This window comes from Rubripirellula lacrimiformis (assembly GCF_007741535.1).
Taxonomy (GTDB): domain Bacteria; phylum Planctomycetota; class Planctomycetia; order Pirellulales; family Pirellulaceae; genus Rubripirellula; species Rubripirellula lacrimiformis.
In genome coordinates, this window is the sequence record NZ_CP036525.1 from 1075751 (window position 1) to 1090226 (window position 14476).

Genomic DNA, 14476 nt, shown 5'->3' on the forward strand with positions numbered 1-14476 from the left:
AAATCTTGGCGAGGCATGGGAATTCCCGGCCGCATACGCGATCACGGCTCACTCAATCACCGAAAACCTTGGCGAGTTCCGCTGCGAAAAACGGCCCGGACGGATCACGACGGCCGCTCTGCGTGACGCGTTCACATTTCGCTGTATAGTTGCTATTCCCTTGTTCTTGTCTGGCATTTGGTGATCGACCCACGATGACATTTCCACCCCCACCGCTGCGAATCGGCGATCTGGTGATTGACCCGCCGATCTTGCAGGCGCCCATGGCCGGGTTCACCAATGCCGCGTTTCGGCACATTGTTCGGCAGTTCGGCGGCGCCGGATTGCTGGCCACCGAAATGGTCAACGCTCGCGGCTTTGTGTGGATGGACGAAAACGATGCCGAGCATCCCGACCGTTTGTGGGGCGTCGCCGAAGAGGCCCGTCCGTTGGCGGTCCAGATCTGGGACAACGAACCCGAAACGATGGCCAAGGTCGGCCGACGGTTGGCGCATGAGTACAAGGTCAGCGTTGTCGACATCAATTTTGGTTGCCCGGTTCGCCAAGTCACACAAAAGGCGCATAGCGGAAGCTACTTGCTGCGTGACCCCAGCCGCATGTCGGCCATCATCAGCCGATTGGTCGAGGTCTGCGCTCCGACGCCGGTGACCGCCAAAATTCGACTTGGCTGTAGCCCCGAAAGCATTAACTGTGACGTGATCGCGCGAGTCGTCGAAGAGGCTGGCGCGGCGGCGCTGACCGTGCACGGGCGGACCGCTGCCGACATGTTTCGTGGCAACGCCGACTGGGATCGGATCAGCCAGATTAAGTCGCACCTGAAAAACATTCCGCTGATCGGAAACGGCGATCTGGATTCGGCCGAAAAGGTGGTCGCTGCGTTCACGAACTACGACGTCGACGGGGTCATGATCGCACGTGCCTGTCTGGGACGGCCGTGGTTGTTCGCTCAGGCCGCTGCGGCGCTGCGTGGTGACCCGGTGCCGCCCGAACCGACGTTGGCCCAGCAGCGTGACGTGATGCTGGACCATTACCAATTGGTGGTCGACCGGTTCGGCGAAGACAAGGGCACCGTGCTGATGCGAAAGTACGCTTGCTGTTACGCCCAGGGCAAACATGGCGCCCGGCATTTCCGGACGCACGTTGCCAAGGTTTCAACGGCCGAGGAATTCTACAGCGTTGTACGCGAGCATTTCCCGTCGGCTCCGGCCCCCGTGGTTTGACACCGGGGCGGAGTGTTTTCGAATTGGAAGTCCATTGGGTGTTTGCCGCCGTGGACTTCGTCAGAAGTCCTTTTCAGCAGGGGGAATCTAGCGAGTCCCACGCCGTGGGATTCAGCCAACTTTCCTCGTGATGAATCCGCCTGCCGCGATTCTACTTCTGTAGCGAGTCGCGGATTTCACGCAGCAGGACGATGTCTTCGGCCGGTGCTTTGACTTCTTCTTCCTTCTCTTTTTCAAAGCGGGCCTTGGCGCTGTTCATTAGCCTGACCGCCAAGAAGATCGCAGCAGCGACTAGCAGGAAGTCGACAACGGTTTGAATGAACGGGCCGTAGTTCAGGATCGGGTACGGCTGCATCACCATGATGGGCGATCCATCGGCTGCTTTTTCGATCGTTCCGTCGGGCAACAGCTTGGGGGATTCGGTTTGGATCTTGTAGGCCATCTCGCTGAAGTTGACGCCGTATTTGGCAGTCAACAGGTTCAGTGGCGGCATCACAATGTTGGCGACAAACGAGCTGACGATCTTGCCGAAGGCGGCTCCGATGACAACACCGACAGCCAAATCGACCACGCTGCCGCGCATCGCAAACTCACGAAACTCTTTGAACATACCCATCGAAACTGCTTTCCCGGCGAGGTGGGTGGACTAGGGGGCAAGGAAGATCTGCCCAGGCCGGGAGTATGTGTATTTGCAGTTCAGTGCACAAGTGGTCAGTTGCCACCTTTGGGTGGCTCGGTCGCTAGCAGCGACTTCACATAGGCGGCAAAGTCTTGCATGTCGGTCGGCAGCGAGATCGAGTTGTTCGTCGCGTCGCTGGCCGTCGATGTGTGCGATTCAGCGTCTCGTGAGTCGGTCGTGGGCGGACCCACGATCACGGGGCCATCGTCGGGCGATTCGGGATGGATCCCATGACTGCCGCGAACCAGGTTGGCGTCCAACGGGATCACATCCATCTTGTATCGGAAGCCTAGTTTCTTTTGCGCCAATCGTGCGGCGATGCGCACCTTGCTGGTCATGAATAGTTCGCAGGGGTCGTAGCCCGGTTTGCGATGGATGTCGACGGTGCGGGCAAAGTCGGGGGCGCGGGCTTCGTCCAGCCAGTAGTAATAGGTGAACCAGGCGTCGGAATCGGCCAGCGCGATCAGTTCGCCGCTGCGAGGGTGGTCCAGTCCGATCGTCTCGGGTGCAACCACTTGTGCGATCCCGGGGGTCGCCAGTAACGCGGACTGTACATCCGGGATCATCGATCGGTCGCGGACATAGACGTGGGCCAGTTGGTGATCCGCGACCGCAAATGCCGCTGATTCGCCGGGGATCAGCATCTCGCCGAACGGGCCATTGCGGATTCCCAGCCAACCAGCCTTTCGAAGCACTCGGTTGATCGATACGGGCCGCTGGACGGGCACGAGTCCGTATTCCGAAACCACCACCACCCGGGCGCCGATCGCGTCGGCAGCGTCGATGATGCGGCCCGCGGCGGCGTCGACCTCCGCCACGCGTGCTGGGTCGTGGTGCGGCAGTCGTTGGAAGTCGTAATCCAGGTGCGGCAGATAGGCGAGTGTCAGTTGGGGTTGTTTCTGACGCATCACGATGGCGGTCGCATCGGCGATCCAGTCCGAACTGGGGAGGCCAGCGCCGGGGCCCCAGAACGAAAAGAACGGGAACGGGCCCAGCTTCTTCGTCAGTTCGCATCCGGTGTGGTCCAGGATGTCGAATGCCTTCGATCCGTCGCACCCGTAATGCGGTTTAGGAGTTGCCGAGTACTGAACGCCTGATGATTGGTTGAACCACCAAAACATCTTGGCGGTTTCGACGCCGTCGTAAAACTTCGGCCCCTGGATCAGCGAATTGGCTTGTTGCCAAAATCGGACTTCCTGGGTGTCGCGAAAGTACCATCCATTGCCCACGATCCCGTGATCGCGTGGCGCCATGCCGGTCAGCATGGTCGCCTGGGATGTGCAGGTCACCGCCGGCAGCGGGCTTTGCCAAGCCGATGCTGTTCCGACGCTGGCGATTCGCGGCGCGTGGGCCAGCAGTCGAGGTGTCAGTCCAACAACGTTGATGATGCAAACACGTGTCATGGCTAAATCGAATCGGTTCGCTTGAGTTCGCCGCTTTTGTATTTGCCCCAATAACTGTCCAGTTGACGCCGAACCACTCCGCTAAGCAGGAACACGCCCAGTAGGTTCGGGAAGCTCATCCCCAGGATCATCAGGTCACTGAAATCAAGGATGTTGCCTCGCGTGACGATCGATCCCAATACCGTGAACATCAGGAATAGAATCTTGTAAAACACCGACGAACTGGCGCCGAAAAGTTGCACCCAGCATCGCTCGCCATAGTAGGACCAACTGATGCAGGTCGAATACGCGAACAGCACGACAGCGAAGTACAGGATATATCGGAACCAGTCGTGGCCGCCGACCGCGAAGGCGTGCAGGGTGACTTTGGCACCCTGGTCAGCGGCAATGGCAGATTCCATTTCTGGTGCCGAATAGGCGCCCGTCACGACGACCACCAGCGCGGTGATCGTGCAGACCACGACGGTGTCGATGAACGGTTCTAGCAAAGCGACGATACCTTCGCTGACCGGTTCGTCGGTCTTGGCGGCCGAGTGGGCGATGGCTGCGGATCCGACGCCGGCTTCGTTGCTGAACACCGCCCGTTTGATGCCGATCACCAGCACGCCTAGGAAGCCGCCGTACATGGCCTTGGGGTTGAATGCTTCGGTCACGATCGTGACGACGGCGGCAGGGATCGCGGCGTAATGGAGGATCAGGATGTAGAGCGCCGCAGCGACATAGGCAAAGCACATGAAGGGAACGATCTTGCCGGCGACCGCACCGATGCTGCGGATGCCGCCAACAATCACAACTCCCACCGCAAAAGCCATCACAAGGCCGTAAATCACGGGGTGAGTTTGCAGGATTGGGACGTCACCGCGGATCGCTTCGAGCGACTGTCCGACTTGGAATGCGTTGCCGCCACCGAAGCTGGCACCGATGCAAAGCAGCATGAAAATGACGGCCAGGACACTGCCTAGTCCGCCCATTCCGATGTCTGCAAGTCCGGTCTTGAGGTACCGCATCGGGCCGCCCAAGACATGGCCCTTTTCGTCGGTGACCCGGTACAGTTGCCCCAGCGTGCATTCGGCAAACTTGGACGTCATGCCCAGTAGGCCAATCATGATGATCCACAGCGTAGCGCCCGGGCCGCCGGTGCCGATCGCGATCGCAACACCCGCGATGTTGCCCAGTCCAACCGTTGCCGAAAGTGCCGCCGCAAGCGCCTGGAAATGAGTGACTTCGCCAGGTTCGTCTGGCGAATCATAGACGCCGCGGATCAAGTCGATCGCATGGCGGAATGCCCGCAGGTTGATGAAGCCCATGCGGATGGTCAGGAAGATGGCTCCGAAGAGTAGCCACACGACGACAAACGGAATCTTGGTGCCCAGCCATTGTTCGGTGCCGAAGTCATAGAAGATGACAAAGGCTGCGTTGGCAACGATGTACTTGCCGAACGCTTCGTCGATTTTGTGAGACCAGGTTTGTGGTGGGGCGTCGGTGTCGGTTTCTGCTTCCGCGTTGGCTTCCGTGTCGGTGCTGGTTGCTGCATCGGCGTCAACCGCGTCAGCGTCCACTGCCTGTGGCGACTCCGGTGCATCGTCTGATGTTTCGCCGGCCACGGGGGGAGGGACCGGTGGCGGAGGTGTGTCCGATTGGGCTGATGCGAAAGGAGCTGAAAGCAGACACAGCAGTACAGGCAGGATCAGGAGTCGCGCGGTAGGCATGGCAGTCGACCGAAAGGGAGCAAAAACTATCTCAAGTTCTCAACAAACTAGAGGCTTGGCCGGTCAGACGCGACACCACCGACCGGATCTTGGCCGAATCAAAGTCAGAAAATCGCTGACCGGGCAGGGTGCCAGGCGGGTGAACTGCATCGCCTTGCTGATCCGTTGTGCACCCTTGGGTTGGCCACCGAGTCGGTGCGGATGTCGGTTGGCTTTTAGCGTGCGGTGGAAAATTCGCCGATCCGGCGTTTGATTGTTCGCTTGTGGGTTCGGATGTCGTCCTTCTAGTTGGATGCCTGTTTGGGTTGGGCGTTCCAGCGTGCTGCAGGGCGGATTGCCGGCGGGCAGCTCGCGGCATGGTGATCCGGATGCGGAGCATTCCCAGGGAGGTCGTCCGAAAACAGGGAGCGGCCGAAAACGCAGTGATTCAACAGCGGGGGTGTCCGGCGGATCGCATCAAGCTTGCGATCGGTCTGACCCGAAGAGGCGAGTCAGAAAGAAGTCATTTGAAGTGGTTAGGGGCGGGCTCGAACCGCCGACACCGGCCTTTTCAGGGCCGTGCTCTACCAACTGAGCTACCTAACCATTGCAGAGGACGCGAACTCACGAGAAAACCCGAGGAAAAACGCCGTCGCACCACCATCGATCAATTCGACGGTTGCGGATCGTAGGGTATGATGCGGGACGCCGTCAATCGGTTCACAAGGAATCTTGAAAAAAGCGGTGGTCTTGTGTTCACGTTTTCGCGTGATTTGACGTTCTTTACGGGCTCCAATCGCCATCGTAGAGGGCGGGGAATGCCTGTTTTTGGCGTTCGCAAGCGATTTTACAACGAAAAAAATGAATTTTTTTAGCATGGTTGCCATGAAGACGATTTCGAAGACCAATCATTCAGCCACCTTCATCGGGCGCAGCAGCCTGGTGTTGGCAGCCATGGTCTGCACTTGGACCGTTTCCGATCGGGTGTGGGCGTATACCCCGAATGATGCGGTCGTCCAGCAGATGGTCAATCGAGGGGTCAGCTATTTGGAGGCTTTGCCACCGGAGGCGGACAAGTTGGGGATCGACGGGACGGTTCCGTTGATCGCGTACGCGCACCACAAGTGTCGGCACGATCCCGATCATCCGTTGGTCAAGCGAGGGATCGCGTGGGCGATCCGGTATCTGAAACAGTACGAGAACCCCGAGTTCCACTCGCACAAGGGCAACTACGAAATGTCGGTGTGCGTGCTGTTGCTCGCCGACGTCGACCCGGTTCTGTACCGCCCGCAATTGGAAGCGTTGCAGAAGGCGTTGATGCACGGGCAATTTCCCAATGGGCCATTCGGGTATCCCGGCGAATCCATCGGCGACGTTTCGCAAACTCAATACGCGATTTTGGCAATTTGGACACTCGATCGAGTCGGGATCCCGATGGATTACGCCAAGGTCGTGGCCTGTCTGCAATGGTTGCTGCGGGTCCAGGATCTTGGCGGTGCGTGGCCCTACAAGGGCACCGATCCAGGCCCCGGAAAGCCCAACATTCAACAGACCCAGCGGGTCGGCATATCGATGGGGTTGGCTGGCGGAAGCAGCATCCTGATCGCGGGTGACGCGCTGCGGCTTTGGGGGGAAACCGGATCCGACGAAAATGATCCCGGCATCGTTGGTCTGCCCAAGGCGATCAAGTTGTACTTAGAGGACGGGAACGCGAACCGGCGAAAGAAGGTCAAGTTGTCCGATGAACCGATTCGTCGATCGATTGGGTTCCTGGAAAATTGGCGGGGCAAGAATCCCTACAAGCGAGGCGGGCTCGATTTCTATTACTACATCCTCTACACGCAAGAACGCTACGAGAGCTTCGTCGAGATTTCACGTGGTGCCGAGAAAGATCTTAGCCCTGACTGGTACAACCGAGGCGTCGACGAACTGCGTGGATACCAGTCGCCGTCCGGTGGGTGGGAAGATCGTTCACAAACCACCGCGCCGGTCAGCACGGCGTTCGCACTTTTGTTTCTGATCCGCAGTACCCAAAAAACAATCTTCTCCACCAGTTCGGGAACGCTCGAAGGCGGCTACGGGCTGCCCAAGGACACCACCAACATTCGCGTCGATGGGACTCAGATCAAAGGCCAAGCGGTCGCGACTCAGGTCACCGATCTGCTGAAGATCTTGGAGTCCGACGGGGCTGGCGACACCGAGGGTAAGTCGCTGCCGGACGATTTGCAGTTGGATCCGACCCCCGATGGTCGGCGGGCTCAGTTGGACCGATTGGAACGATTGGTACGCGGCAGTCGGTCTTGGCAGGCCCGGCGTGTGGCCGCCAAGTTGTTGGGCAAAAGCGACGAACTTCGCGTCGTCCCGGCACTGATCTTCGCGCTCAGCGATCCCGACAAGGTGGCACGCCAGTATGCTCGTGACGGACTGCGATTCATCAGTCGCAAATTCGAAGGCTTTGGAATGCCCGACGAGCCAAGCGATGCCGAAGTGGATCAAGCCCAAGAACAGTGGCGTGATTGGTATCGAACCGTGGATCCGACTTACGTGTTTTTGGACTACGATCTGTAGCCTCTGCACTCGGCGGACGCGCGTCTGGTTCAGGCGGCGCCTGCCACCCCTGGTCAAATTCGAACTCTTGTCTCTCAGTCGCTATTACTGGCATTTTCGATGGCATCGCTAGAACATTCTCAAACGGACTCGGTTGCGGCACGCGATGCCGAGCGAGAGAAGTTTCGTATCAGTCGCTTTGACGTCGTGACGTCCTTCTTCATGGCGTTGATGCTGTTCATCGGCGTGTTTGTTTTCATGCTGTTCATCATTTGGTTGACCAGCCGCTGGACGTTCGCCCCGGTTGCGATCGCGCCGATCATCGAGAACCCAGCAGGTCGTGGTGACAACGCCGAAGGTTTTGAACGAGACTTTGAACCGCCGGGGGCCGAAGAGGTCGAAGAACTGCTAGAACCCACCCTGCAGGACACGATCGAAGCGGTTACCGATGCGGTCAGCAGCGTGGCGGCATCCCTGACGACCAACGACACCGCAGCCACCGCGACCACGTCGGGGACCGGCGCAGGGGATTCGCGGCCGCCGGGGCCCGAGGGCGAAGGCGAAGACATCATTCCGCGTTTCGAACGCTGGCAGCTGAACTTCACCGCTCGCGATATCGGTTCCTATTCCAAGCAACTCGATTTCTACGAGATCGAACTCGGGGCGATCGGTGGATCGGTGCAAGGCGTCGATGTGGTCAACAATCTGTCGAAAGCGCCCAAGTCGCGACTGATTGTCGATACCGAATCCGAGAAACGTTTGTATTTCATGTTCAAGACGCCCAGCCCGCTGATGCAGTTTGACCGTCAATTGCTGAACTCGGCCGGCGTCAACTTGAACAATCGCACGATGATGAAGTTTATTCCCACCGAACTAGAGAATAAGCTGGCATTCATTGAGCTGGAATATTCCAAATCCAAGGGGCATCCCTCGGTGACCGAAATCGCCAAAACGGTGTTCGAGAGCAAGTCGGTCGGTGGCGGATACGATTTTGAAGTCACCAGCCAACGATATCGCAAAACCAAAAAATAGTTGGCATGGATCCACGTCATGATCGGCGTCTGCCCATTCCTGGTCTGCAGTGACCATCGGGGGGGGCAGTCATTGATCGAAGATCGAACACTTGGATGTCCGAGACCTGATGTCTCCGCCATCGATGCACACTCTTATCTATCTGATTTACCGCAAGGACTCGACCGCTGATGCTACTCGCCGAATTCTCTCTGTTCGAGCTTATCTCTAACTCGACCTACTTTGCGTTGGCCGCTGCCGCCCTGTGGGGTCTGTATTGCATCGTGGTGGTGTGGACCCGCGTGGGTCAGAAACGGTTCAAGTCCGAAGAAGAACAAGATGTCTTCATGGACGACATCGATCAAATGCTCCATTCCGGCGACTTCGAAGGCGTGGTCGAGTACTGCGACGGAGACACGCGTGCGATCCCGCAGATCGCTGAAATGGCCTGCAGCCACCGCGAACTGGGCTACAAAAAGGCTCGCCAATACGTCATGGACCGCTTCCAACGCGACGTGATGAGCGACCTGGAATACCGATTGTCATGGGTCAGCACGATGATCAAAAGTGCCCCGATGATCGGATTGTTCGGGACGGTGTTCGGGATGATGGGAGCCTTCCAGACTTTGGCGACCGCCGAATCGGTCGAACCATCGTTGCTGGCTAGCGACATCAATATCGCGCTGCGGACGACAGCCTGTGGTTTGGCGATTGCCATTCCGTTGATGATCTTGGTCGCCAGTGTCAACATTCGTATCGCCAAGATGGAAGACTTGGTCGGTTCCGGACTGGCCAAGTTCATGCAATCTTTCCGCGAAGGACTGGGGAAGGCACCTGCCCCAACGACGGCGCGTCGCGCAGCGGCGGACCAAACCGCGGATCCCCTCGTTGCCCAGTCGCCGCCACAGTAATGGCGGCGTGGATGGTCGATTGGCCGCAAGTCGATCGCCACCGCCCGCTGAAGATTTTGGTTGGCAATGATTCCATCACCGGCAGTTGCCTAGCGTGATCCGTTTCCAATCCCGACCCATCAAGCGTTCAAGCCGCCGCGCCCACCGAAGTACCGATTTTTCATGAGCACAGATCTAGACGACATCATCGAAGAGGAAGAAGACGATTTTGTCTTGCCTCGGAAGAACCGCGATGACGACGAAATGGACATCACGCCGATGATCGACATCACGTTTCTGCTGCTGATCTTCTTTGTCGTTTGTTCGACGATGGATCCGACCAAAATTGGGACCATCCCCGAAGCCGAAAATGGACTGGCCATCGCAGCCAAGAATTCGGCTGTGATCTTTATCAATCCCGGTTCTGGCGACACCGTGATTTTGAACAAGATGGACGGCAGCGAATTCAGTCGTGACGAAGATGCCCAGGCGTCCGAGATTATCGAATACATCACGAGCGAATTGGAACGATCGCTCGGCGCCAGCAAACAACAGGTAATGCTGTTCGGGGATGCCAACGTCAAAGTCGGGCAGGTGACGCGGATCCAAAAGATCATTGGTGACGCGTTCGAAGATATCGATTCAACCTACATCGCGGTCAAGGAAAATTAGTGCCGCGTAGGGCGACGGTCGGCCGCCCCAAAATGCGGTGGATCGTCCGCTACCGACCGCGCATCACGCCGCTGGTCTTCGCGGCAGCGATTCGCCGTCACGTTCCTTGACACATCTACTCTTAATCTTGTCTCCGCTATGTCAATCGAAGTCGTCTGTCTGCAGTGCAGCACCATCCATCATGCCAATGATCGGATGGCCGGTCGGCGTGTGCGTTGCCCCAGTTGCGATGCTGTGGTGGAAGTGCCTCAGGCCGCGGTGGCGTCGGACGACACGATGGACGATCCAATGGACGCAGAGCCGCTGGAAGTGATTCCGGTGGACGTCATCCCCGTGGATGTCGTTCCAGTGGATGTCGTTCCCGTGGACGGCGATGGCGTGGTCCCTGCAACAGCGGCCGTCAATGCGATCGCCGCGGCGTCGGGATCATCCTCCGATTCGCCACCGACGGATTCCATCGGGGCCACCGCGCTGACCGACCCGGACGATGACGAAGATGATGAAGTCTTGGTTCGCAACAAGCGGCCCGAGGAAGAGATGGACATGACGCCGATGGTCGACGTGACCTTCTTGTTGTTGATCTTCTTTATGGTGACCGCGGCGTTCAGTCTGCAAAAATCCATCGAAATGCCTCGTCAGCAAACCGACGCGCCCAGTACCAATTCGGATCCCGAAGAGACCGAAGATTTGGACATGGTCGAACTGCAGGTCGATGAATACGGGTCGTTCCTGGTGATGGCACCGGATTGGGAACGAGAAACGCCCGGCAAACAAAACTTGATTTCCACTCTGAAAGAAGCCAGTGGAAACAATAACGACGGGATGCGTTTGGTGATCAAAGTCCACGAAATGGCCAAGCTGCATGCTTTGGTCGACGCGATGGATGCCGGGACCATCGCCGGTTACGCCCAGTTAGAAGTCACTCAGGTCGAAGAGTTTGACTGACGGCCAGCGTTGATCAAAACGGTTGCCCACTTTTCTTAAAACTAATACCTCACACGTAATCACTATTCTTTCATGCTTGCTAAAGAATTGATCGATCGACTCGAGCGACTGGCGTTGCTTGACCAAGAGATCATCGAGGCCCTTCGCGAACAGCTGGAACAGGGCGGCACACGGGTTACCCCCGAAGCCGTCGCGAAGCTGTTGGTCGACAATGGTCAGTTGACACATTTCCAAGCCTCTAAGTTGATCGGCGAACTTCGCAGCGGCCAATACGAGTCGGAAGCCGATTCCGGCGAAGCCGATCTGACCACGATCGATGAAATGGGCGTCGTTGACGATGCGTTCGGCGAAGTCGTCGAAGTGGCCGATGTCGAGGTCTACGAAGCCGAGCCGATGGCAGTGGACGTTGTGCCCGTCGAAGTCGACGGTGACGAAGTCGATGAATCGGTGCCGCGTCCAAAACGCGATCGCCCCAGTTCGCGTCGCCCCAAGCCGGTTGAAAATAAATCGGTCTGGGATTCGTTCAAGGTCTACGGTTATCTGGGCATCATCGCGCTGTTGGTGCTGGCCGGTGCCGGCATCATGTTCGTGCTTAGCCGCGAAAACGCCGACGAATTCATTGGCAATGCCAACAAGCTTTATGACCAACAGAATTACCAAGGTGCCCAGGACGCTTACTTGAGTTTCTTGGACTCGTTCGGCGATGAACACCAGTATTCGTCGGTCGCACGGACTCGCGTCACCATGACCGAGCTCTACAAAGCGGCTCAGTTCAAACAAGAACCTTGGCAAGCGGTCGATCTGGCCAAAGAAAAACTGCCGCTGATTGCCGAAGAAGAGGGGATGAACGAAGAACGCGGCAACTTGGCGTCGTTGTTGGTCGACATCGCCGCCAACATGGCATTCTCGGCTGGCAAAGCCAAAGAAACATCCGAAAAGGAAAGCTTGCTGGCCAAGTTGGACGAACACCGGACGTTGATGGAAAATCCGTTGTTCATGCCGACATCCATGCGGGCCACGTTGGCAGGTCAGATCAAGGGCGTCGAAGAAGCTCGGGAACGCGTCAAGCGTGACATCAGCCGGAACCGACGACTCGATGCATCGGAGCAGTCAATGAAGGAATCGTTGGCGGAAAAGAAAACCAAAGACGCCTACGACACTCGCACCGAACTGCTGCGTGATTTTCCTGAACTGGCAGACGACCAGCGGTTGGTATCGCAGATCCAATCGGCTAGCAAAATCCAAAAAACACTGGTCGCCGCAACCGCGAATCTTCCCAAAACGGTGAACGATCCCCCGGAAAGCGATTCGATCAAGTCGATCGTGTTGACGACTTTGGCCGGTCGGGCTGCACCCGATCTGCAAGGCGAAACGCTGTTTCTGCGTGCGGGTGGTTCGATCTTGGCTTTCAATGGCGAGAACGGTCAACTGCGCTGGCGCAAATTTGTGGGCTACGCCAAAGACCTTCCTCCGGTACGAATCGAAAATGGGGCAGGGGTCTTGTTGAGCGATTCGGCTACCTTGGAAGTCGTGCGATGCGATGCCGAAAATGGTCGCGTGTCGTGGCGTTCGCAAATCGACGAACCTTTCCGTGAACCGATCTCGGTGAAAGATGACCTGTACATTTCGACCGATTCGGGACGGCTGTTGGCATTGGACGCGGACTCGGGCGACGCCAAATGGGGCACGCAGATCCCACAAGAACTGGAAACCGGCCCCGGTGTCGACGATCGCACCAGCCGTGCCTATTTGCCCGGTGACCACAGCAACCTGTACCTGATCAATACTCGCGATGGTGCCTGTGTTCAAAGTCACTACATCGGGCACCGTAAAGGCACCATTGCAGTGCCGCCTGTGCCGTTGCTCGGTCACGTGTTCGTGATCGAAAACGCAGGCCTTGATTATTCGGTGGTGCACATTTTGCGTGTCGACGAGTCCGGTGAAAACATCCGCGTCGCACAGCCTCCCTTCCGTTTGACCGGCAACGTCCGCGTGACACCGATCATCCAGGGGCGACGGCTGATCGTGTTGACCGATCGCGGTGAAGTGACGGTGTACGACATCGAACCAACCGCCGAAAAAGATCAGGTCACCGTGGCAGCCACATTGCCATCGTTCTATGACCAACCAACGGCGACTCAGATGGCGGTCGGACGCACCGCGATGTGGATCACCGGTACTCGCGTTGGCCGCTATGAACTGCAGATCAACACCGGGCGAGTCGTCCGTGATTGGAGTTTGCATGAATTGGATACGTTCATTGGACAGCCATTTGTCAGTGATGACACCTTGGTGCATGCTCGGCGACTTCGCGATACCTCGGCCATCCGTGTGACCGCAGCCAACCCCAAGACGGGCGAAGAAATCTGGCGAACCGACGTGGGCGTTCCCGTTTCGATGATCAAGGCGCAGACCGACGGAAAGGGGTTCCATGTGGTGACCAGCCAAGCGGCGCTGTTTGCACTCGATCGCGAATCACTGGCATCGGGTTCGACGCAAGGACCGATCGAAAACCCAGGCAAGAATGCGGTTGGTATTCGGTTCGAAGATCCGACCGCCATCGACGACGTGCGTGACGTGTTGGTCAACCAGGTGGGCGGTCAAACGATCCTGGTTTACAACCCGACTCGCGAAAAAGAAAAATTGCGTCAAGTGACCATGCAGTTGCCTGCGGGCAAACCCAGCGGTGGCGCGTTGATCGCAGGCGGCGGATTGTTCCTGCCGCTAAGCACCGGACGGGCCGTGCTGATGAATTATCAGACCGGTGCCATGATGGCGACTCCCTTTCAGCCAGCCAGCGATCCGGTTGCGGTCGTCGACTGGACGCGTCCGGCGGCTTTGCCTGACGATGCGGATCAGGTTGTCGTCGCCGATAGTCGCAAAAAGATCTATCGGATTCGCGTGGCAGAACAACTGCGTGAATTGTCGTCCAAGGACGTCGAGTACAAGTTCTTGGGACCGGCGGCTGGTGTCAATGGAACCTACGTCGCATCGACGGCCGGGCCCGCAGCAGACTTCTTGGTCGGTTTCGACATGACTTCATTGAACGAATCGTTCAAGACTTTGTTGGATGGCCGAATCGCATGGGGGCCTGTGGCTGCTGGGGATTGGTGTCTGGTGGAGACCGAGGATGGCAACCTACGAGGCTTCACTGCCGACGGTGTCGAAGCGTTCCGAGTCCCCATGCCGCAGGGATTGCCGGTCGGACAACCATTGATGGTTGACGATACGATTGTGTTGTGCGGGAAAGATGGCTGGATCGTCGCAGTGGACCCCGCCGCGGGCAAACTGAAGGGATCTTCCAACCTGGGACAACCCATTTCGGCCAAGCCGATGGCGATCGGGAACCGGTTGCTGGTTCCTGGTGCCGAAGGCGTCGTTTATATCACTGAAGTCCCCTCGGAATAGACTATTGGCAATT

Annotated in this window: 11 protein-coding genes and 1 tRNA gene; 7 read left to right on the top strand and 5 right to left on the bottom strand. The window is 57.7% G+C overall.

The annotated features are described in order from the left end of the window. Window positions 1–194 precede the first annotated feature (194 nt). Window positions 195–1220, top strand: coding sequence for a tRNA dihydrouridine synthase DusB (dusB, locus tag K227x_RS03755; RefSeq protein ID WP_145168134.1), 1026 nt, complete (start codon window positions 195–197; stop codon window positions 1218–1220). A gap of 151 nt (window positions 1221–1371) precedes the next feature. Here the strand turns inward: dusB and mscL are convergent, their stop codons facing one another. The 5 genes from mscL to K227x_RS30230 form a co-directional block, all read right to left on the bottom strand. Further along, on the bottom strand, window positions 1372–1836 hold the full coding sequence (mscL, locus tag K227x_RS03760) for a large-conductance mechanosensitive channel protein MscL (RefSeq protein WP_145168135.1): 465 nt from the start codon (window positions 1834–1836) through the stop codon (window positions 1372–1374). 95 nt (window positions 1837–1931) lie between these two features. Next, the gene (locus tag K227x_RS03765) at window positions 1932–3302 is read right to left on the bottom strand and encodes an alkaline phosphatase family protein (protein ID WP_145168136.1); all 1371 of its coding nucleotides are present in this window, start codon (window positions 3300–3302) and stop codon (window positions 1932–1934) included. Window positions 3303–3304: 2 nt separating this feature from the next. After that, window positions 3305–5011, bottom strand: a complete 1707-nt coding sequence (locus K227x_RS03770; protein ID WP_145168137.1) for an alanine/glycine:cation symporter family protein — start codon at window positions 5009–5011, stop codon at window positions 3305–3307. A gap of 512 nt (window positions 5012–5523) precedes the next feature. Beyond that, window positions 5524–5596, bottom strand: a tRNA-Phe gene (locus K227x_RS03775). Further along, window positions 5587–5877: a hypothetical protein gene (locus K227x_RS30230; RefSeq protein WP_218933759.1), complete on the bottom strand. Its 291-nt coding sequence runs from the start codon at window positions 5875–5877 to the stop codon at window positions 5587–5589. Before K227x_RS30230 ends, K227x_RS03775 begins: the two co-directional genes overlap by 10 nt. Between K227x_RS30230 and K227x_RS03780 the strand changes: the two genes are divergently transcribed. From K227x_RS03780 to K227x_RS03805, 6 genes are all read left to right on the top strand, one after another. Beyond that, window positions 5876–7558: a hypothetical protein gene (locus K227x_RS03780; RefSeq protein WP_246146480.1), complete on the top strand. Its 1683-nt coding sequence runs from the start codon at window positions 5876–5878 to the stop codon at window positions 7556–7558. The genes K227x_RS30230 and K227x_RS03780 overlap by 2 nt on opposite strands. A 99-nt stretch (window positions 7559–7657) precedes the next feature. Next, complete coding sequence (locus K227x_RS03785) at window positions 7658–8569, top strand: hypothetical protein (RefSeq protein WP_246146481.1); 912 nt, start codon at window positions 7658–7660, stop codon at window positions 8567–8569. A 170-nt stretch (window positions 8570–8739) separates the two neighbouring features. Further along, window positions 8740–9459, top strand: coding sequence for a MotA/TolQ/ExbB proton channel family protein (locus K227x_RS03790; RefSeq protein ID WP_145168138.1), 720 nt, complete (start codon window positions 8740–8742; stop codon window positions 9457–9459). A gap of 162 nt (window positions 9460–9621) precedes the next feature. Continuing rightward, window positions 9622–10110: an ExbD/TolR family protein gene (locus K227x_RS03795; RefSeq protein WP_145168139.1), complete on the top strand. Its 489-nt coding sequence runs from the start codon at window positions 9622–9624 to the stop codon at window positions 10108–10110. A 138-nt stretch (window positions 10111–10248) separates the two neighbouring features. After that, window positions 10249–11055 carry an ExbD/TolR family protein gene (locus K227x_RS03800; RefSeq protein WP_145168140.1) on the top strand — a complete coding sequence of 269 codons (807 nt, stop codon included), beginning with the start codon at window positions 10249–10251 and terminating at the stop codon, window positions 11053–11055. A 72-nt stretch (window positions 11056–11127) separates the two neighbouring features. Next, window positions 11128–14463 carry an outer membrane protein assembly factor BamB family protein gene (locus K227x_RS03805; RefSeq protein ID WP_145168141.1) on the top strand — a complete coding sequence of 1112 codons (3336 nt, stop codon included), beginning with the start codon at window positions 11128–11130 and terminating at the stop codon, window positions 14461–14463. Window positions 14464–14476: the final 13 nt, after the last annotated feature.